The following is a 19,366-nucleotide window of genomic DNA, read 5'->3' on the forward strand; positions in this document are numbered from 1 at the left end:
AAAGTTATGCTTACTTAATAGGGTTTGTATATCTATAAAGCAATCGGTGTACAACCGATTGCTTTGTTGATTGTAGATGCCAGTAAGGGGGAATAAGATGTACTTACACGGGACAGCATCTGTGAATGGAGAGGGCCATCTTGAAATTGGCGGATGCGATACGGTAGAACTAGTGGAAAAATACGGAACACCATTATATGTATATGATGTAGAATTAATCCGAAGCCGGGCACGATCCTTTAAAAAAATGTTTGATAAGCATGGCGTTAAATCGCAGGTTGCATACGCAAGTAAAGCGTTCTCCTCCATTGCCATGCTTCAGCTGGTTCATGAAGAAGGACTGTCGTTGGATGTGGTATCCGGCGGAGAATTATATACGGCAATTGCTGCAAATTTCCCTTTGGAAAAGGTGCATTTTCATGGAAATAACAAGAGTGAAGAAGAACTGGAAATGGCACTGGAGTATCAGATCGGCTGTATTGTCGTAGATAATTTCCACGAGCTTCATATGCTCCACCATTTATGCCAGGAAAGAAACCAACATGTCAATATTCTGCTTCGAGTTACCCCGGGGATTGAAGCTCATACACATGATTATATTCTGACAGGACAGGAAGATTCCAAATTTGGCTTTGACCTGGAAAACGGACAGGCAGAAACAGCACTCGCTGTCGCTTTGGAAAGCGGATATCTCAACGTTTTGGGAACCCATTGCCATATTGGATCACAGATCTTTGAAACATCGGGTTTTATCCACGCAGCAAAAAAAGTTTTGGAAAAACTGAGCGAGTGGAAAAATGAATATCAGTTCACTCCAAAAGTATTAAATCTTGGCGGCGGATTTGGGATCCGTTACACTGAGGAAGACAAACCTCTTCTGCCGGAACAGTATGTAGAAGAACTGATCACGGAAGTCAGAAAGGAAACAAAACGCCTTTCCATGCCTATGCCGGAGATTTGGATTGAGCCGGGCAGATCACTTGTGGGGGATGCTGGAACCACTTTATATTCGATCGGCTCCAAAAAAGAGGTCCCAAATATACGGAAGTATATTGCTGTTGACGGAGGAATGAGTGATAATATAAGGCCTGCTTTGTATGATGCAAAATATGAAGCCGTTTTGGCTAACCGCGTTCATGATAAGCAGGATGACATCGTCTCGATCGCAGGCAAATGCTGTGAATCCGGAGATATGCTCATTTGGGATTTACCTCTTCCGGAACCGGGATCCAATGACATTTTAGCCGTATTTTGTACAGGTGCTTACGGGTATGCGATGGCCAATAACTATAACCGTATTCCAAGACCTCCGGTTGTTTTTGTGGAGAATGGAAAAAGCAGGCTTGTGGTCAAGCGAGAAACATATGAAGATTTAATCAGGCTGGATGTTCCATTTAATGAAAAATCCACGATATAGCCCTGTTATCAGCCAAAAGTTTGCGAAAAACAACAAATACCGGTAAAATGATCGATGTTGATGATAAGCTGGCAAATAGATCATGATGAAAGTGAAGTGTTTGTTTTTGCGCAAAAGCAATATCACGCTGTTTATCATTTTGTTGGCAATGTCGCTTGTATGGGGGATTATATACTGGCTTTTTATTGTACCAAATAAATAAAGAAGCGATGAAAGAAAACGTATTGATGAGGGGTTAGTCATGTTAATTCGCTATAAAAAAGCCTACGAAAAAATTGCAATGGGCCTCCTGTCTTTTATGCCCAATGTGAAAGATTTAAAAAAGCTTCAACAGACGATGAAGCAATATGAGGAAGATGGCAACAGGCAGCTTTATCTGTGGAAAGCAGATGATGATATCATCGGACTGCTTGGAGCATATATTGATGATGACACCATTGAAATCCAGCATATTTGTGTCACTCCTTCCCATCGCCACGAAGGAATTGGAAAATGTATGGTAAAGGCACTAAAAGATCTCCATTCAAACAAGCAGCTGAAACCCAATGAAGATACAGTAGCCTTTCTTGAAAAGTGCAAATTTCTAAAGGACGAAGAAAACCCGGATGAGTAATCTTATCCGGGTTTAATAATTGTGGAGTCCTGTGAGATACTGGGTATTTTCTTTCTTAACACATGTTTATGAATGATCTCTTCATGAAAATCATCTTTATTGCCCCAAATCCACCCACAAGAACGAACACGTTCTTTGCAAACAGTCAGCAATTCCAGATCGATAATGGGCAGGTCTTTGGCTTGGTAGGGGAGATCCGCCTGGATTTCCATATAACTTTGCTGAATCATTATGATTAGCTCACGATGATCCAGTCCAAGCGAATGAACTTCCGCTTTCCTTTGAATGAAGATGTTATAAGCCTTATCCATCATTTTATAAGCACCTTTTTTATTCCCCCGGCGATAATGGTAAAAGCCAACAGCCACCTGAATGAGGCCAACCCATACAGAGCCTTTTTCCGTTCCACTTCGCTTCCAATGTTCCTCCAATATTTCGTGGCATTCAAAAAAATCCCTGTCCCCATGAAAATGGGTGAGAAACTCGATATATGGCAAAGGAAAGATCACCAGTGAAAACTCCTTCCGTATACAATGAAATGATCAGTATGTCCAATAGATCTAATGGTTTATTTCTAAAATAGTACCATTTAATAATGAAAGTATTGTATGATGATAATGTAGAAATATCAATGTTTATGTCGAAATTGGTGATATGGGATGTCATACCAAATAAAAACTGAAGTGTTCGAAGGCCCGCTGGATCTTCTCCTGCATCTAATCAAGCGGATGGAAATTGATATTTATGATATTCCAATGGCAGAAATAACGGACCAGTATCTCTTATATATTCATACCATGCAGGAGATGGAACTGGATCAAGCGAGTGAATATCTTGTCATGTCAGCAACTCTTCTTTCCATCAAAAGCAGGATGCTGCTTCCTCAAAGAGAAGAGGTTTCCGGTGATGATCTTCCGGAGGAAGAAGAGGATCCCAGAACGGAGCTTGTGGAGCAATTAATAGAATATAAGAGGTTTAAAGAAGCTGCTTTCCTTTTCCAGCAAAAAGAAAGTGAGAGAAGCGAAATATTCACAAAGCCGCCAAGTGACCTGTCCCGTTTTATAGAGGAAACAACTAAGCTCCAGTCAGGAACTGTAACGGTTTATGATATGATTGGCGCCTATCATAAGCTATTGCGCAGAAAGAGAATCCGCCAGCCATTAACCGCAAAAGTAGCGAGACCAGAAATCACAATTGAACAGCGTATGAAAGAGTTATTGTATAAACTGGAACATAGTGAAACGGCAGTCTGTTTTTCATCTTTTTTTCCTTTTGCAGACAAGCATATGATCATTATAACATTCCTGGCTATACTTGAGTTAATGAAGAGAAATAAAATTGAAGTATGGCAGAGACATCATTTTGAAGACATCTATTTATTTACGAGAGAGGAGCAATTGATTCTTGAAAGCAGTTAATCATAAGGCGGCGCTCGAAAGCCTGTTGTTTGCTGCTGGAGATGAAGGTTTGACGCTGAAGCAAATAGGGCTGGTGCTGGAAGTATCAGAAAAAGAGGCGGAACAGCTCATTGAGGCTCTTCTGAATGATTATGAATCCGATGATAGCAGAGGATTGACTATCGAACCCTTAGCAGGAACTTATCAGCTTGTCACAAAACGGAACTGCTCCGATGTGCTGAAAAAGATGGTTCAGAATCCTCAAGCCCATTCAATTTCTCAGGCAGCATTAGAGACATTGGCGATCATCGCCTATAAACAGCCGATCACCAGAATAGAAATTGAAGAAATCCGGGGTGTCAACACAGATCGCCCTCTCAGAACACTGCTATCCAAAGGGCTGATTCGAGAGGCTGGGCGGCGACAAGGAATTGGCAGAGCTATTTTATATGCCACTACCCGGGAATTCCTGGACCACTTTGGTTTAACAGATTTAAAAGAACTTCCTCCATTGCCGGAGCCCGTCACCGAAAAAACAGCACTTAAGGGTGCAGGTCCGCTCTTTGATATCAAATGACATAACAGTGGAAAAAATGATTCCTTGTATGGGATCATTTTTTCTTTTTCCCATGTGTTGACAGGGCCATTTTTCTGCATGTACCCCGGTCAAATCTCATCAAGTGGTGAATTTATTTTTTATTCATATCAACTTGTCCGGTGCATAGACTTGTACAAACAGGGAAAGGGGCGGAAGGATGTCTTCATGGAAAGGAATACCACTGATTTTTATAAGCATCATATTGATGCTCGCCGCCTTTTCAAAAAAAGGTGACCCGGATTTTGATGTCAGTGCTGAAAGTGCAGTTTTAATGGAGCAAGACTCCGGACGGGTACTTTATGAAAAAAAAGCTGATGAAGTCCGGCGCATCGCTTCGATCACAAAAATTATGACGGCAGTATTGGCCATTGAATCGGGAAAGATGGACGAAACCGTCAGAGTGAGCCGTTCAGCAGCCTTTGCTGAAGGATCATCGATCTATCTTAAACCCGGGGAAAGAATCAAACTAAGGGATCTGGTATATGGGCTGATGCTTCGTTCGGGAAATGATGCAGCAAATGCTATAGCAGAACATTTAGGCGGGAGCATCGAGGGTTTTGCCTTCATGATGAATTCGAAAGCCGAAGAAATCGGTATGACAAATACCTTCTTTTCAAATCCTTCCGGTTTGGACAGTCATGAGAAACATTATTCAACCGCCTATGATATGGCTCTTCTTATGCGGTATGCGATGCAAAACGAAACCTTTAGAGAAATATCAGGGACTAAGTTTTATACTCAGAAACATGAAGAGGGCGCTCGCTACTGGAGAAATAAGAACAGGCTGCTGACTGAAAAATATAAGTATGCTACCGGCGGAAAAACAGGGTATACGAAGAGGGCCGGGAGAACGCTGGTGACAACAGCTTCCAGAAGCCATGAAAATTTAATTGCTGTGACGTTACATGCTTCAGATGACTGGAATGATCATATTGCCATGTATGAATATGGTTTTGATGAGTTTAGCATGGTAGAAGTTTTGCCGGATGGAGTTATAAAGGATGTGCAGCCCTTTGAAGGAAAGAGAGAGCTGTATATTAAGCACCCTGTACGATTTCCACTAATGAAAGAAGAATATTCTGATATCCGGATTGAATATACATTGCTTCCGCCAAAGGAAATGAAAAAGGTAAAGGATGATATGGTCGGGAGGGCCGTGATTTACTTTGAAAACAAGGAAGTGCGCACTATTCCTGTTTACCTGGCGGAGGAAGATAACCGGGAAAGTAAGTCCTGGATAAAAAAGCTGCGGGATTTATTCTTCCTTCGTACGGATGTGATGCTTCGATGATCAATATCATCTGGGTAACCATGACAGTGATTGGTCTTCTTTTTGCTGCAGTAAACGGAAAAATGAAAGAAGTGAACGAAGCGATTTTTCACTCAGCCAATGAGGCGGTAACTCTTTGTATAGGATTGATCAGTGTGCTTGTGTTTTGGCTGGGTATGATGAGAATTGCACAAGATGCGGGTCTTCTTCAAAAGTTGTCCAATATATGTAAACCGATGATTATGAAACTTTTCCCGGAAGTTCCGAGTGACCACCCGGCTGTGGGATATATTTTATCCAATATTATTGCCAATATGTTCGGGCTTGGAAATGCAGCCACTCCCCTTGGGATCAAAGCGATGGAGCAGCTGAAAGAGTTAAATGGCGGCAAGCCCTATCCAAGTCGTTCGATGATAACGTTTCTTGCACTGAATACTTCCGGGTTCACACTGATTCCCACGACTGTGATCGCCATCCGAATGAATTACAATTCTGCCGGACCGACAGACATTGTTGGAACAACGCTGGTTGCCACTGTTTGCGCTACGGCCGGAGCCATAATTGTAGACAGGTACTTCTATCATCGGCGGACTAAAAAGGGAGATAAGTAAAATATGCAATTGATTTCGGTCTTCTCATTGTGGATTGTTCCGGTCATGATTGCGGTCATTTTGCTGTATGGAACATGGAAGAGGATTCCTACTTATGAATCATTTGTAGAAGGCGGCAAAGAGGGAATTAAAATTGCCGTTTCTATTATACCTTTTTTAGTAGGGATGCTGGTTGCCATAACTGTCTTTAGAGCCTCGGGAGCATTGGATTTCTTTATAGGCCTTGTAAAACCTGTTCTGGATCTGGTGGGGGTACCTTCGGAAGTTGTCCCGCTTGCACTCGTACGGCCGATCTCAGGTACAGCGGCTCTAGGTATGATGAGCGATATTATATCTGTCCATGGGCCTGATTCACTTATAGGAAGAATGGCCTCAACGATTCAGGGAAGTACTGATACAACCTTCTATGTTTTAACTGTTTATTTTGGGGCAGTGGGCATCAAAAAAATGGGGGATGCTCTCAAAGTCGGCCTTATTGCAGATGTAATCGGCATCGCTGCCGCTATAACGATAGTGACTATTTTGTTCGGCTCATAAGCCGGACTTTTTTTATTGGAAACATGTTGGAGGATTGGGTGCAGCTTAGCCCCGGCGGACAGAATGTCTCAGTCCCCAACAATGTCACAGGACAAGGAAAGCAGTGTTACATCCCATGAAAGATCAATGCCTGCTTTTTCGAAATGCCGGCCTGCAGCGTCGTATTCCTTTAACTCATCGTGATTCCTTCAGCTGTGAACTGATGAACAGGATGATTGCACTTTGTGTGTCTCAAAGAGGAGGTGTAACTGTCGGCTGCAGCCATTTTGAACAGAGATCCTTGTAACAGAAAAATATTCTCCTCAAGCATTAATTCTTTGTTTTTGCTTTTAGGTATGCCATAATTCATACAGAAAAGCATCCTCAGAGGTGAGAATATGGAAAGATTGCAAAAGGTGATCGCCCAAGCGGGAATAGCCTCGCGCCGACAAGCCGAAAAATTAATTGTCCAGGGAAAAGTAACAGTCAATGGACAAATCGTTAAAGAATTGGGAACAAAGGTGTCTGCTGCAGACAAGGTTGAAGTAAACGGGATTCCCTTGGTAGAAGAAGAAAAGAAATACTTTTTGTTTTATAAACCGCGCGGCGTGATCAGCGCTGTTAAAGACGATAAAAACCGAAAGGTTGTAACCGATTTTTTTGACGGCATTGAGGAGAGAGTGTACCCTGTCGGCCGTTTGGACTACGACACTTCCGGTCTTTTGTTGTTGTCCAATGATGGTGAATTTACACAGTTGATGACGCATCCCAAGTATGAAATGAACAAAACTTATATTGCCAAAGTAAAAGGGATCCCTGCACGCGAAACTCTAAAAAAACTGGAAAGGGGCGTCTTGCTGGAGGACGGCAAAACAGCTCCCGCGAAGGTTAAGTTTCTCTCAGGTGATAAAAACAAAAACAGTGCAATTATTGAAATTACCATTCACGAAGGAAAAAATCGGCAAGTCCGCAGAATGTTTGACGCAGTCGGCCATCCTGTTTTAAAACTGAAAAGAGAAAGACTTGCTTTCCTGGATTTGAAAGGATTAAATGCCGGAGATTTCAGAGAGTTAACGCCACATGAGGTCAAAAAGCTGAAAGTTATGGCTCAAACAGGGCAATGATGTGTATCAGGCTGATTTTTCACATAACCTTCATATGAATCGCCAATGCATATCTTTAACAATGATATAATATATGTCGAATGATTGTGCTTGAAGGAGGATGGTTCATCCATGAGTTCTCATAACAAAGCTTCGAAAAAGAAGCGGCGGCTTATCATTAGAACAGCGATTTTAACAGTAATGACTGCCGCAGTTATTTATACGTTATACGCAAACTTTACAAAGGATGATAGATCTAAAGTTGCTGCTGGCTCAATGGCTCCGGACTTTGTTTTGGAGGATATGAATGGAGTCGATCACCAGCTGTCCGAGTATAAGGGAAAAGGGGTATTTTTGAATTTTTGGGGTACATGGTGCAAGCCGTGTGAAAGAGAAATGCCTTATATGAACAACCAATATCATATATATAAGGATCAAGGTGTTGAAATATTGGCGGTGAACGTCGGCGAGCCGGAATTTCTTATTGATAAATTTATAAAAAAGCATGATCTGGACTTTCCGGTTTTAAAAGATGAGAATAAAGATATTATGAATATGTATGGAGTGATCAACTTGCCGGCAACACTTTTGGTTGATCCTGAAGGAAAGGTCATAAAAGTGGAGGAAGGCGAGTTGACGGAAAGAAAAATCCAGGAAATGATGGAGAGTATTAAACCTACTAAGGGGAGCTAACGATTGATGAATGAAGTAAAATGTGTCTGCGGCCACGTGAACCCGCAAGGTACCATTCTTTGTGAATCTTGCGGGCGTGCGCTGACTGAAGAAGCAAGACAGGCAAACCTGCATGATATGCGTTATGAAGGAAGCGCACGCCGGTCGCAAACATACAATAGAACATTTATAGATAAAATTTGGAATTTCTTTTCGTCGGTCAAAGTGGGGATCTGGCTGATTGTCATTACCCTCATTGCATCAGCGTTAGGGACCATTTTACCGCAGGCCATGTACATACCTCCCACGGCTGACCCGTCCGAATATTATGGCGAACATTACGGAATTTTTGGCCAAGTGTATTATTTGCTCGGTTTTCATAATTTATACAGCTCCTGGTGGTATTTGCTTCTGATTGCTTCAATAGGTGTTTCACTTGTCATATGCAGCCTGGACAGAGTAATCCCTTTATACAGGGCATTAAAAAACCAGCGTGTGGACCGCCACGAGGGATTTTTGAAACGTCAACGACTATTCAACCGCAAAGACATCCAAGTGACGGATGCGGATATAGAGAAATTCAAAAAAGGGCTGAAAGACAAGAGATATAAGATCAGAGTCAAAGACGGTAGCATTCTTGCAGAAAAGGCAAGGTTTTCTAGATGGGGCCCGTATGTAAACCATATTGGTCTGATCATCTTCCTTATCGGGGGAATGCTGCGTTTTGTTCCCGGGATGTATGTTGACGAAGTTTTATGGCTTCGGGATGGAGAAACGAGGACTATACCCGGAACAAATAATGAATATGTTCTGGAAAACAAAAAATTCACGGTTGAGTTTTATGATGCGGAAAAAGATGGTGAGGTGTTTCAGCCTGCTTTGGATAAGGCCGGTCCTGTAGTGAAAGAATTCCAATCGGATGTTGTGCTTTACCAGCGGGACCCCGATGCTACACTGGGGACCGGTGATGATCTTGTTAAAGTGAAAGAACACAAAATTCGTTTAAATGAACCTCTCAAATTTGATGATTACGCAATTTATCAGGTAGATTTTAAACAGGATGAATTTCAGTCCATGACCTTTGCACTTACGGACAAAGAAGAAGAAAAGGAAATAGGGGAAGTAACTATTGATTTGTTTGACCCGCAGGACAGCTATGATTTGGGCAATGGATATAAAGTAGAGCTGATCGGGTATTATCCGGATTTTTCAGGTTTTGCCGAAAACGGGGAGCCGCAGACAGATTCCCCCAATCCCAATAATCCTGCTTTTTTGTTTAAAATGATTTCACCTGAACACCCTGACGGCGAAGTGAGCTTTACGGCGATAAGACAAACGGTGGAACCCCTAGGGGAAACTGAGTATAAGATGGCATTTAAAGGAATTGATACCAGAAATGCAACAGCTCTTACTGTCAGAAAAGATATGACACTATGGATTCTGGCTGTAGGAGGGGCGATTTTCCTCCTGGGTGTAATCCAGGGTTCATTTTGGATGCATCGCCGGATCTGGCTGCAGAGGAAAGACGGCGAAATTTTAATCGCAGGCCATACGAATAAAAACTGGTATGGATTAAAACAGGACATCACCCATATTATTTCGGGTACATCCATACCTGATGTAATAGACCAGACAGATGAAAATAAGGGAAAGAAAGTAGGAATTCATAATGACAGGACTAGTTCAAATAAGCAGTAACCTTCTCTATACTGCTTTTATTTTATATCTTGTCGCCACCTTCCTTTTCAGCGGTGCTATCCGGGACAAAAAGGGAAGGGAAAAGATGACGGGTGTCAATCGCTGGGCAAGGCTTGCAATCATTGTTACAGTGATTGGCTTTCTATCACAACTGGGGTACTTTATCACCCGCTGGATTGCTGCCGGCCATGCGCCTGTAAGTAATCTGTTTGAGTTTACAACTTTTTTCGGAATGATGATCGTCGGAGCGTTCATTCTTCTCTATTTTATCTATAAGCTCAATGTGCTGGGATTGTTTGCACTTCCTGTTGCTGCACTTTTAATTGCTTATGCCAGCATGTTTCCCAGAGAAGTCAGTCCGCTTATTCCGTCTCTTCAAAGCCATTGGCTCCATATACACGTAACTACAACGGCAGCAGGACAGGCAATTTTAGCCATTAGTTTTGTAGCGGGAATCATTTATTTATTAAAAGTGGTTGATCCCTTGGCGAAGGATAAAAGAGCTTTTTGGCTTGAAGCCATTATGTACAGTGTCGTAGCTGTAATAGCATTTATTATCATGTCCATCTCATTTAATATGGCAAATTATCAAGCCGACTTTGCATGGGTCGATAAAAATGGACAGCCTGCAGAAACCACTTATCACATGCCGGCTCTGGTTGGTCCGAATGAAGGGGAATTGCTCACCGAGGGCAAAATGAATCCGGTTGTTCATGTACCGGCCATCATCAATGCAAGCCGCTTAAACACAGTGATTTGGACAATCATAACCGGCACGATATTGTATCTGTTGATCAGGTTAATCGCACGAAAGCCTGTCAGCCTCATATTAAAGCCACTTGTCCGTAGAGCCAACCTTGATTTGTTGGATGAGATCGGCTATAGGTCTGTGCTGATTGGTTTTCCTGTCTTCACACTGGGCGGATTAATTTTTGCTATGATTTGGGCTCAAATTGCCTGGACAAGATTCTGGGGATGGGATCCAAAGGAAGTGTGGGCGTTGATTACCTTTCTCTTCTATGCAGCTTTTCTCCATCTGCGCTTATCAAGAGGATGGCATGGTGAAAAGTCTGCATGGCTTGCAGTTATTGGACTTGCAATCATATTGTTTAATCTTGTATTCGTCAACCTGATCATTGCGGGTCTACACTCTTATGCATGAAAATAAGCCCTCACATCTCAGGTGAGGGCTTTTTCTTATAAATTCAAGGTTTTTCTTATACAATAATAGTAATACTACTTTGTGATGTCGAGGGGGAAAGAACAATGGAACAGAATGTCAGTATACTGGTTGTTGATGATGAAGATCGTATTCGCCGGCTGTTAAAAATGTATCTGGAACGTGAGAACTATCAGATTGACGAAGCTGCTGACGGGAAAGAAGCCTTGGAACTGGCCATGAATAATGACTACCACTGTATTTTGCTTGATTTGATGATGCCCGAAAAAGATGGTATTGAAGTATGTAAAGAGCTCCGTGAGACCAAAGCCACACCGATTATCATGCTGACTGCAAAAGGTGAAGAAGCTAACCGAGTGCAGGGATTTGAAGTGGGGGCTGATGATTATATTGTTAAGCCGTTCAGTCCGAGAGAGGTGGTATTACGGGTCAAGGCGGTTTTAAGAAGATCTTCCCAAACAAGTTTTCTTCATACGGATCCAACTGCACGAGATATTATCGTATACCCGCATTTGTCCATTGATCACGATGCACACCGGGTAACCGCAGACGGAAAAGAAGTCAATCTGACGCCTAAAGAATATGAGCTTCTTCATTTCTTGGCTAAATCACCCGATAAAGTGTTTGACCGGGAACATTTATTAAAAGAAGTTTGGCAGTATGAATTTTTTGGTGATTTAAGAACAGTGGACACCCATATTAAGCGATTGCGCGAGAAACTGAATCGTGTCTCTGAAAAAGCAGCAGGTATGATTGTTACGGTCTGGGGAGTCGGCTATAAATTTGAGGCAGGTAATGAATGAGGCTTTGGCGCAGCGTTGTTGGAAAGCTCTGGGGTACCATTCTGCTGCTGGTTTCCTTCGTATTAATTATCCTGACCATCTTACTGATTCAGTTTTTTGAAAATTATCATGTGGATCAAATTGAAAAGAGCCTGACAGATACGGGACAGAAAATATCGGGGATTATCCAAGCGCATCGCCACGACGGGCTGGGTGAGGAAATTGTCTTTGAAATGGTCGATGACCCTGTTGGGGTGGCCATTGCTTATAATCAAAATGAGTTCCGATATTCACCGAATATAAGCGGGTCTAATATCATTCCGGACTATGTTTTTTTAAATGATGAGGATCTAAGAAAAGTTTTTACGGAAAAGACTGTGGTTATGAAGGAGCTGTCCCTTACAAACCATTACGGCACAGACAACAGGTATCAAAACTTTATTGTGTCCGGGGTGCCGCTCAGATTAGGTGAGGATAAGACAGGGGCGATTTTTACTTTTCAGTCTCTGGGGGCTTTGAAAGAAACATCGAAACAGACAGCTAATCTAATCTTATTGGCTGCAGGCATTGCTATTATTCTGACCACGATATTTGCATTCTTTTTGTCAACTCGAATTACCGAGCCGCTTAGAAAGATGAAAGAAGCCGCATTTGAATTGTCAAAAGGAAACTTTGATACAAGGGTCCCTTTTCTCAGCCATGATGAAATCGGTGAATTAGCAATTGCCTTCAACCAAATGGGAAAACGTTTGAAGTTTAACATGAATGTCCTGCGTCAGGAAAAGGAACAGCTGACCAATATTTTAAGCAGTATGGCAGATGGAGTCATGACTTTCAGCCGTGATGGCACGATTCTAATAACCAATCCTCCTGCCGAGAAATTTTTACAGCAATGGCCTGTGGACACCCAGAAAGCTCATAGCCCGGTCCCTCCTGAAATGGCCGATCTCTTACAGCAGGCGGTAGCAGACGAAAAAGAGCATACGGGAGAATTGGCGGTGAAGGGCCGGTATTATGTGGTTATCGTTAGCCCGCTTTACACGCATGATCAAAAGAACGTTCGCGGCGCGGTTGCTGTAATCAGGGATATGACGGAAGAGAGGCGCCTAGACAAGCTGAGAATTGATTTTGTTGCGAATGTTTCCCATGAACTTCGGACTCCGATAGCCATGCTTCAGGGGTATAGTGAAGCCATTATTGATGATATCGCCGGTTCTGAAGAAGAGAGACAGGAAATTATTAAGATCATCTATGATGAATCTTTGCGGATTGGGCGCCTTGTGAATGAGCTTCTGGATATGGCACGAATGGAAGCCGGCCATATCACATTAAATTTCCAAGACGTGGATGCCGGGGAATTTGTTCGGCGAATAACATCAAAATTTCAAGCCCTGGCCCGCGATAACAAGGTGGAACTTGCCAGCCATATAGAGCAGGAAGGAATCATGATTTCTATAGACCCGGATAGAATTGAACAAGTGCTCACCAATTTAATTGATAATGCGATGAGGTATACTCATGAACATGGGCATATATATGTAAAACTTGCGCGGGTGAAAAACGGCATCACCATTTCGGTAGAGGATGACGGGACAGGTATTCCTGAAGAAGATCTGCCATTTATCTTTGAACGCTTTTACAAAGCGGATAAAGCCAGAACAAGAGGAAGAGCCGGTACAGGACTTGGACTGGCTATTGCCAAAAATATTGCCGAGGCACACCATGGCCAGTTATCCGTTTCGAGCAGATTGAGAGCAGGGACAACGTTTACACTATTTTTGCCTTACAAAAAATTGAATCAATCTGTTGAAGTTTGACGCTTAATCTTGTTTCACGCGTAACACTTGATTTGATTGAGCCGCACTTTCTATTGTAAAGTGCGGCTTTTTTGCATAAAGGGAGACTATTTTGCAAACAAATACAACCGTAGCAAAAATGTATGATCAGGGGGATTATGGATGAACAGGTGGATCATGGCCGGACTATTGGTCAGTATCATATGGTTTTATGTGGAAGAGATATCTATTGCCGCAGGGCTCGAAGATCGTATACAGACGGCAACAGGAAGCTGGGTAGTTCCCGCGGATGGAGTGGTCAGTGACGTCTTTTCTTCCAGAGGCGGTACGCACAAGGGCATGGATATTGCAGGGGCTTTACATTCACCCGTATATGCGGTTGAAGAAGGAAAGGTCATTAAGTCGTATTATTCCGATACATACGGTCATGTCGTATTTCTGAAACATTCCTATGGATTCGTGACGGTTTATGCCCATTTGCAGAAAAGGGACGTTTTACAGGGGGCAACCGTAAAAAAGGGCGAAGTGATTGGAAGCATGGGGAGCACCGGGAACTCTACCGGCAGCCACCTTCATTTTGAAGTCCATTTTGGTGACTGGACTGTAACAAAGGAAAATGCGGTAGATCCGTTTGCGATATTCGGCAATGCTTTGATCGGAGAGCAAGTATATGCATTACAGCCTTCCTTGAATCAAACAGCCGAGGCAGTTGCATCTCCCCGGCAGCTTGATAAATATATAGTACAAAAAGGTGACACGGTATGGAGTATTTCAAGAAAGCATGGTACGACCGTTGAAAAGCTGGCTGAACTAAACGGCCTGAATGAAGATAACATAATTGTGGTCAACCAAACACTAATATTAAAAGAATAATGACAAATAACTTCACATATTGAAAAGTATATTGTATAATGGGGTCAAATAACATAATGATTCATCTTCGGGGCGTGGTGAAATTCCCGACCGGCGGTAATGAGGCGAGAGCCTCTAAGCCCGCGAGCCTGAAAAGGCAGGATTTGGTGAGATTCCAAAGCCGACAGTATAGTCTGGATGGGAGAAGATGAAGGTAGCCTGCATACATTCAAAATGTAAGAATACGAATGTTTATTTGACGACGCCTAAATTCTCCCTCAAAATGAAACTTTGAGGGAGTTTTTATTTTTCGGGCAAACATGTATGGCTTACCTTTCTTCGACATGAGATGAATCTCAAAGGAGAGAGGATTTTGAAAAAGTATAATACGAAGACGTTTGTTGCAATTGGAATGCTGAGCAGTTTATCATTTGTCCTAATGTTAATCAAGTTTCCGATCCCGCCGTTCCCAGCCTATTTGACAGTTGATTTCAGTGATATCCCGGCATTAATCGCTGCTCTTATGTTCGGACCGCTTGCAGCTATTATTGTGGAATTAATTAAGAATATTATTGATTATATGATGGTGGGAAGCGAAGCGGGAATTCCAATCGGAAATTTGGCAAATTTCATGGCAGGAATCGCATTTGTTTTGCCGGCATACTATGTTTTTAAAAAGTTGAGAATCAAGTGGGGTTTGGCCGTTTCGCTGATCTTTGGAACAATATTTATGGCGGTCCTCATGAGCGTTCTAAACTATATAGCCATTCTTCCGGCATATATTCTATTGCTTGGATGGGATCCAATGACCACATCCGAGCTGCGCCAGCTCGTTGTAGCAGCCATACTTCCGTTTAATCTCGTAAAGGGATTGCTGGTTACGGTGATCTTTTTACTGATATATAGCCGTATGAGACACTGGATGAATAAGCAGACGGTTAATGTATAACACACTCTCTTTAAGATCAGGCGCAGGAATGGGGATTCCTCGCCTGATTTTTTACTGAGAACACCAACAGGAGTGCAGCTTCAAACAGCCGAGTTTCATCTTATCCGGAAATTTCGTTTAACCCGTCCAGTGTAGTGGGTAGCCATTTCCGGACCATGAGCTGATGCTACCATTTTAAACTGAGCTGTAGTTTTTCCTGAAAAATAAAAAGGGAGAGCAGCAGGCACTCTCCGAAATACTTTGGTTTATTCAAATTTTAAAGGATCGCCGTCAAATGGCTCATCGGCAATTTTTATAGATTCAGTTGGACATCCTTCAAAGGCGTCCAACATATCATCTTCTAGAATAGCTGGGACCTCTGCAATCCCTTTATTGTCATCCAGGACAACATACGACAACCCTTCATCATCATAATCATATATGTCAGGAGCTGCTGCTCCGCAAGCACCACAGGCAATGCATGTATCCTGATCCACAATTGTAAATTTGGCCATGTGTCTACCTCCTATACATTCCAACTATCTCAACGCTGTTCAAAATAGCGATCGGCAAAAAGTTGTTATCTAACCATATCTTAATCCTCCCTACACAACATTTCAACTTAAATCAGCTTTCAATATTCATGTCGAACTATTTTATCTAACAGAACATTATAGAGAACATAGTCGAAAAATTCATTTCGTGATAAAATTAAATTAGCTCGTTAACAGGTGATTTTCCGTCCGGCTTTCTGTCTAACACAGTCTTCTGGACGCAAAAGCCCATAGTCCTAAACTGCCGAAAATATACATACATAGAATGAACATGAGCGGTTATGAAAAGTGGTGCAAGATCATGCATAAAAGACAGGCTGAGCTCATTCAACAACTGACACCCAGACAATTGACATGGAATCTTTATCTTACACAGTTCATATTACTCCTGATTTCTCTGATTCTGGGACTGTTTCTTTTGGGCCAACCGTCGGATATTATGAATAGGTTTCAAGTATCCCTTCAGTGGATTTTTTGGGGAGTTATCAATGGGATGGCAGTTGTCCTCATTGATATCTTGCTGATAAAGGTATTACCGGAGAAATACTACGATGACGGCGGCATCAATCATAAAATATTTAAGACAATGCCAACATGGCACATACCCATTGTTTCCTTCGTTGTGGCTTTTTCCGAGGAACTTTTGTTTCGGGGGTTGCTCCAGACTGCATTTGGGCTTATAGCAGCAAGCCTCATATTTGCCGTTATACATGTACGTTACTGGTCACATTGGTATTTGGCTTTGAATGTACTTTTATTGAGTGTTTGGATAGGGATTGTTTATGAATTTGCCGATCAACAGCTTTGGCCGGTTATCGCCATGCATTTTACAATTGATTTTTTGTTGGGAATGTATATTAAATTTGGTTCTTCCTGAGAGGGGATTCTTTATAAGGGGGTAACATGAGATGAATCAAAGCAGGCATAATGGACAACTACCCGAAAAGAAGGATAGCTACCTTCCATCGAGGGCAGAATACCATGGTAAAAAAAGAAAAAAAGCTCAAACAAACAAACGGAGATCTAAGGTGTCTGTACCACTTGTTCTTTTGCTTGTTTTGTTAATGCTTCCGATCGGCATTTTATCTATTATCGACGGGGGAGATCGTTCAAAGGCCAATCTTGTTAAAAGTTCCGGTGAGGAAGTATCTTTTGAAACGGTTGATTCTATAGAAGATCATGAATCGGAACCTGTCGTTGCGGAACAAGAAGAAGAGAAACCGGCTGCTGATAAGAAAGCTGAAGAAAAAGAAAAGGAAGAAAAAGAGGAGCCAAAATCTGATGAGCCGCAGCCAACTCCAGCAGAAAAACAAAAAGCGGATCATCAGGGAAAGAAAGAAAGCGGCCAATCAGATGATCAAGAAGCGGGAAATGTCGTCTATCATACTGTTCAGCCGGGAGAAAACCTTTTTCGTATTGCCCTGAAATATTATCAAACCCAGGACGGAGTTGAAAAGATCAGGCAGGCAAATGGTTTGGCGGGCAACGAGATTAGTGTAGGCCAAACTTTAAAAATTCCCCAGCCTTAAATTGTCACATACGAAGAAACAACCCCTCATACGATTAGGTAAGAGGGGTTGTTTTTTGGGGGGATTAAATGTGGATAAAATGATGGCCGTTTTGGAAGAGCAGGTAGACGAAGCGATGAAAACCATGATCTGTCATTTAATTGATAAAAAGTTAAAATATGATCATTATAAAAGCACACATTTTTTTCTCTTGTCTATCTTTATTTTATATACAGTGACGATGTTGTTTTTATGTTATACATTGGTAATAATCCCGAATAACTTTTCCATGATCAATAGTTTAACCCAGTTGCTCGGCTCCAGGTATTTGATTTTTTTATTTCTGGCAGGAGTTTTCTTGTTTGGTGTCCTAAAGTATTACTTTGATAAAAAAGAAAAAGCAGAAGCAGAATTTCATGATTTAAGGTGTGAATTAATTGAAAAAAGCCAGGAAATGTGGAGAAAGGAACAATGGGGGAACAGGCATAAAGTATTTGACCAATTAAAGCAGAAGTATGATATTAATATGTACTATGAAAGTAAATGAATGGCAATAGCTGCTTTCGTAAGATAATAGCGGGAATGAACTTTATAGAGCTCTTGTCCACCTTTAGTATGGGATATTCATTGGCCGGGTGATATAGCCCCCAGGGTCAAACACACGCGGATGGATCTTGGGTTTTGTTATTGCATCCGTTTGATCGCTGACTCCATCTGTGTTTTGAAAAAAGCCGGGGCCGAATATTCAAGGGCAGCAACGGAATCACATGTCTCGGACCTAAATAAGAAATTCCGGGTGAATGCCATGCCTCGTGCATATGATATAGTCTGTTTTTGCCAATCTATAACGAGGGTTCCTAACAATTCATAAAGAATGAAGCTTATTAAATTTGCTTAAAACAGGGTGATAGCATGGTAAGTGCCGGAATCAGTATTGTAATCTTAGCCTCAGTAATCGGAATCCTAAGTTTATTCATAACCATGGTGCGTTCAGCCTTTGCAAATACCGTTCGCACGGATAGCTTATCATTTAAGCAATATCCCGAAGGCCTGGATGAACTATCCATTTTTTTTATTTCTGATATACATCGCAGAACGGTCCATGAAAATATCATCCGTCAAGTGAAAGGAGAAGCGGATATTGTTGTCATCGGTGGAGATCTTGCGGAACAGGGTGTTTCCTTTTCAAAGGTGCGGCAGAATGTAAAAAACCTCAGCGAAATCGCACCTGTCTATTTTATTTGGGGGAATAATGATTACGAAATTGACGCCGGCAAACTCAAGGGGTTATTCCAGGAATGCTCTGTAACGGCATTAAAAAATCATTCTGTTTATTTAAAACCGTTTCATGATCAAATTGCATTAATCGGAGTGGATTACACCGATACAAGTAATCATTTAAAGGCAATTCTCCATTCCATTAAACGCCCAGTTTTCCGGATCGTACTAAGTCATAACCCGGCCCTTGCCGAACAATTGTCTGAAGAGGATCAGTGCCATCTTATGCTCAGCGGCCATACACATGGCGGCCAAATCAGAATCATTGGACTCAGCCCTTATGAAAAAGGAGGAATAAAAAAATACCCCGGGACCACTTTGTTTCTCAGCAATGGGTATGGAACATCACTTGTCCCGCTCAGGCTTGGCGCTCCTGCCGAGACCCATTTGATAAAAGTATGCAGGCAAAATAACTAGTATGCTTATCGGGTATACTCCGTCCAAGACAGAAACGATCACTCCATGGGTTTCTTAAGCAAAAAACAGTGCTGCTTTGGAATGCCTGTAAAAAACGGGATGGAGAGATTCTTCATTGTCTGACATGAACCATCCTCCGGCTTCATCATAATATGAGGATAACAGTATTCCTCGGG

Annotated in this window: 21 protein-coding genes and 1 riboswitch; of the genes, 19 read left to right on the forward strand and 2 right to left on the reverse strand. The window is 42.1% G+C overall.

The features are described from left to right. The first annotated feature begins 97 nt into the window (after positions 1–97). Entirely contained in the window at positions 98–1,417 is a 1,320-nt protein-coding gene (lysA, locus tag ACFSCZ_RS10150; protein WP_380773809.1) for a diaminopimelate decarboxylase, read from the forward strand. A gap of 241 nt (positions 1,418–1,658) precedes the next feature. After that, positions 1,659–2,030 carry a GNAT family N-acetyltransferase gene (locus tag ACFSCZ_RS10155; RefSeq protein ID WP_380773810.1) on the forward strand — a complete coding sequence of 124 codons (372 nt, stop codon included), beginning with the start codon at positions 1,659–1,661 and terminating at the stop codon, positions 2,028–2,030. Positions 2,031–2,032: 2 nt separating this feature from the next. Here the strand turns inward: ACFSCZ_RS10155 and ACFSCZ_RS10160 are convergent, their stop codons facing one another. Then, entirely contained in the window at positions 2,033–2,539 is a 507-nt protein-coding gene (locus tag ACFSCZ_RS10160; protein WP_380773811.1) for a DUF309 domain-containing protein, read from the reverse strand. Positions 2,540–2,689: 150 nt separating this feature from the next. Here ACFSCZ_RS10160 and ACFSCZ_RS10165 point away from each other — a divergent pair, with 150 nt between their 5' ends. From ACFSCZ_RS10165 to ACFSCZ_RS10225, 13 genes are all read left to right on the forward strand, one after another. Beyond that, on the forward strand, positions 2,690–3,448 hold the full coding sequence (locus tag ACFSCZ_RS10165) for a segregation/condensation protein A (protein ID WP_380773812.1): 759 nt from the start codon (positions 2,690–2,692) through the stop codon (positions 3,446–3,448). After that, the gene (gene scpB / locus ACFSCZ_RS10170; RefSeq protein WP_380773813.1) at positions 3,435–4,004 is read left to right on the forward strand and encodes an SMC-Scp complex subunit ScpB; all 570 of its coding nucleotides are present in this window, start codon (positions 3,435–3,437) and stop codon (positions 4,002–4,004) included. The genes ACFSCZ_RS10165 and scpB overlap by 14 nt, the downstream gene beginning before the upstream one ends. A gap of 178 nt (positions 4,005–4,182) precedes the next feature. Further along, positions 4,183–5,316 carry a D-alanyl-D-alanine carboxypeptidase family protein gene (locus ACFSCZ_RS10175; RefSeq protein WP_380773814.1) on the forward strand — a complete coding sequence of 378 codons (1,134 nt, stop codon included), beginning with the start codon at positions 4,183–4,185 and terminating at the stop codon, positions 5,314–5,316. Then, positions 5,313–5,906: a nucleoside recognition domain-containing protein gene (locus tag ACFSCZ_RS10180; protein ID WP_380773815.1), complete on the forward strand. Its 594-nt coding sequence runs from the start codon at positions 5,313–5,315 to the stop codon at positions 5,904–5,906. Before ACFSCZ_RS10175 ends, ACFSCZ_RS10180 begins: the two co-directional genes overlap by 4 nt. Before the next feature lie 3 nt (positions 5,907–5,909). Further along, positions 5,910–6,443 carry a spore maturation protein gene (locus tag ACFSCZ_RS10185; RefSeq protein WP_380773816.1) on the forward strand — a complete coding sequence of 178 codons (534 nt, stop codon included), beginning with the start codon at positions 5,910–5,912 and terminating at the stop codon, positions 6,441–6,443. A gap of 377 nt (positions 6,444–6,820) precedes the next feature. Beyond that, positions 6,821–7,546 (forward strand): pseudouridine synthase, encoded by a 726-nt coding sequence (locus tag ACFSCZ_RS10190; protein ID WP_380773817.1) that lies wholly within the window; start codon positions 6,821–6,823, stop codon positions 7,544–7,546. Positions 7,547–7,657: 111 nt separating this feature from the next. Beyond that, the gene (resA, locus tag ACFSCZ_RS10195) at positions 7,658–8,218 is read left to right on the forward strand and encodes a thiol-disulfide oxidoreductase ResA (protein WP_380773818.1); all 561 of its coding nucleotides are present in this window, start codon (positions 7,658–7,660) and stop codon (positions 8,216–8,218) included. A 6-nt stretch (positions 8,219–8,224) separates the two neighbouring features. Further along, the gene (resB, locus tag ACFSCZ_RS10200; RefSeq protein WP_380773819.1) at positions 8,225–9,895 is read left to right on the forward strand and encodes a cytochrome c biogenesis protein ResB; all 1,671 of its coding nucleotides are present in this window, start codon (positions 8,225–8,227) and stop codon (positions 9,893–9,895) included. Continuing rightward, positions 9,867–11,057 carry a c-type cytochrome biogenesis protein CcsB gene (ccsB, locus tag ACFSCZ_RS10205; RefSeq protein ID WP_380773820.1) on the forward strand — a complete coding sequence of 397 codons (1,191 nt, stop codon included), beginning with the start codon at positions 9,867–9,869 and terminating at the stop codon, positions 11,055–11,057. The genes resB and ccsB overlap by 29 nt, the downstream gene beginning before the upstream one ends. Positions 11,058–11,161: 104 nt before the next feature. After that, complete coding sequence (locus ACFSCZ_RS10210) at positions 11,162–11,878, forward strand: response regulator transcription factor (RefSeq protein ID WP_380773821.1); 717 nt, start codon at positions 11,162–11,164, stop codon at positions 11,876–11,878. Next, positions 11,875–13,674 (forward strand): ATP-binding protein, encoded by a 1,800-nt coding sequence (locus ACFSCZ_RS10215; protein ID WP_380773822.1) that lies wholly within the window; start codon positions 11,875–11,877, stop codon positions 13,672–13,674. Before ACFSCZ_RS10210 ends, ACFSCZ_RS10215 begins: the two co-directional genes overlap by 4 nt. A 141-nt stretch (positions 13,675–13,815) precedes the next feature. Then, entirely contained in the window at positions 13,816–14,526 is a 711-nt protein-coding gene (locus ACFSCZ_RS10220) for a peptidoglycan DD-metalloendopeptidase family protein (RefSeq protein ID WP_380773823.1), read from the forward strand. Between the two features lie 59 nt (positions 14,527–14,585). Then, positions 14,586–14,719, forward strand: a riboswitch (FMN riboswitch). Between the two features lie 159 nt (positions 14,720–14,878). Beyond that, positions 14,879–15,454: an ECF transporter S component gene (locus ACFSCZ_RS10225; protein ID WP_380773824.1), complete on the forward strand. Its 576-nt coding sequence runs from the start codon at positions 14,879–14,881 to the stop codon at positions 15,452–15,454. Positions 15,455–15,699: 245 nt separating this feature from the next. Here the strand turns inward: ACFSCZ_RS10225 and ACFSCZ_RS10230 are convergent, their stop codons facing one another. Then, the gene (locus ACFSCZ_RS10230) at positions 15,700–15,948 is read right to left on the reverse strand and encodes a ferredoxin (RefSeq protein WP_380773825.1); all 249 of its coding nucleotides are present in this window, start codon (positions 15,946–15,948) and stop codon (positions 15,700–15,702) included. A gap of 340 nt (positions 15,949–16,288) precedes the next feature. On the opposite strand from ACFSCZ_RS10230, the gene ACFSCZ_RS10235 reads away from it, so the two are divergent. From ACFSCZ_RS10235 to ACFSCZ_RS10250, 4 genes are all read left to right on the forward strand, one after another. Next, positions 16,289–16,864 (forward strand): CPBP family intramembrane glutamic endopeptidase, encoded by a 576-nt coding sequence (locus ACFSCZ_RS10235; RefSeq protein ID WP_380773826.1) that lies wholly within the window; start codon positions 16,289–16,291, stop codon positions 16,862–16,864. 31 nt (positions 16,865–16,895) lie between these two features. Then, positions 16,896–17,516 carry a LysM peptidoglycan-binding domain-containing protein gene (locus ACFSCZ_RS10240; protein WP_380773827.1) on the forward strand — a complete coding sequence of 207 codons (621 nt, stop codon included), beginning with the start codon at positions 16,896–16,898 and terminating at the stop codon, positions 17,514–17,516. Positions 17,517–17,595: 79 nt separating this feature from the next. Then, complete coding sequence (locus tag ACFSCZ_RS10245; RefSeq protein WP_380773889.1) at positions 17,596–18,042, forward strand: DUF2663 family protein; 447 nt, start codon at positions 17,596–17,598, stop codon at positions 18,040–18,042. 365 nt (positions 18,043–18,407) lie between these two features. After that, a complete protein-coding gene (locus ACFSCZ_RS10250) occupies positions 18,408–19,190 on the forward strand; it encodes a metallophosphoesterase (protein WP_380773828.1) in 783 nt (260 codons plus the stop codon). Positions 19,191–19,366 lie beyond the last annotated feature (176 nt).

This window comes from Siminovitchia sediminis, from assembly GCF_042680885.1.
GTDB classification, from domain to species: Bacteria; Bacillota; Bacilli; order Bacillales; family Bacillaceae_C; genus Siminovitchia; species Siminovitchia sediminis.

Coding starts and splice junctions, on each gene's coding strand:
- lysA (WP_380773809.1), top strand. CDS start 98: ATGTACTTACACGGGACAGCATCTGTGAATGGAGAGGGCCATCTTGAA.
- ACFSCZ_RS10155 (WP_380773810.1), top strand. CDS start 1,659: ATGTTAATTCGCTATAAAAAAGCCTACGAAAAAATTGCAATGGGCCTC.
- ACFSCZ_RS10165 (WP_380773812.1), top strand. CDS start 2,690: ATGTCATACCAAATAAAAACTGAAGTGTTCGAAGGCCCGCTGGATCTT.
- ACFSCZ_RS10175 (WP_380773814.1), top strand. CDS start 4,183: ATGTCTTCATGGAAAGGAATACCACTGATTTTTATAAGCATCATATTG.
- ACFSCZ_RS10180 (WP_380773815.1), top strand. CDS start 5,313: ATGATCAATATCATCTGGGTAACCATGACAGTGATTGGTCTTCTTTTT.
- ACFSCZ_RS10185 (WP_380773816.1), top strand. CDS start 5,910: ATGCAATTGATTTCGGTCTTCTCATTGTGGATTGTTCCGGTCATGATT.
- ACFSCZ_RS10190 (WP_380773817.1), top strand. CDS start 6,821: ATGGAAAGATTGCAAAAGGTGATCGCCCAAGCGGGAATAGCCTCGCGC.
- resA (WP_380773818.1), top strand. CDS start 7,658: ATGAGTTCTCATAACAAAGCTTCGAAAAAGAAGCGGCGGCTTATCATT.
- resB (WP_380773819.1), top strand. CDS start 8,225: ATGAATGAAGTAAAATGTGTCTGCGGCCACGTGAACCCGCAAGGTACC.
- ccsB (WP_380773820.1), top strand. CDS start 9,867: ATGACAGGACTAGTTCAAATAAGCAGTAACCTTCTCTATACTGCTTTT.
- ACFSCZ_RS10210 (WP_380773821.1), top strand. CDS start 11,162: ATGGAACAGAATGTCAGTATACTGGTTGTTGATGATGAAGATCGTATT.
- ACFSCZ_RS10215 (WP_380773822.1), top strand. CDS start 11,875: ATGAGGCTTTGGCGCAGCGTTGTTGGAAAGCTCTGGGGTACCATTCTG.
- ACFSCZ_RS10220 (WP_380773823.1), top strand. CDS start 13,816: ATGAACAGGTGGATCATGGCCGGACTATTGGTCAGTATCATATGGTTT.
- ACFSCZ_RS10230 (WP_380773825.1), bottom strand. CDS start 15,948: ATGGCCAAATTTACAATTGTGGATCAGGATACATGCATTGCCTGTGGT.
- ACFSCZ_RS10235 (WP_380773826.1), top strand. CDS start 16,289: ATGCATAAAAGACAGGCTGAGCTCATTCAACAACTGACACCCAGACAA.
- ACFSCZ_RS10240 (WP_380773827.1), top strand. CDS start 16,896: ATGAATCAAAGCAGGCATAATGGACAACTACCCGAAAAGAAGGATAGC.
- ACFSCZ_RS10245 (WP_380773889.1), top strand. CDS start 17,596: ATGATGGCCGTTTTGGAAGAGCAGGTAGACGAAGCGATGAAAACCATG.
- ACFSCZ_RS10250 (WP_380773828.1), top strand. CDS start 18,408: ATGGTAAGTGCCGGAATCAGTATTGTAATCTTAGCCTCAGTAATCGGA.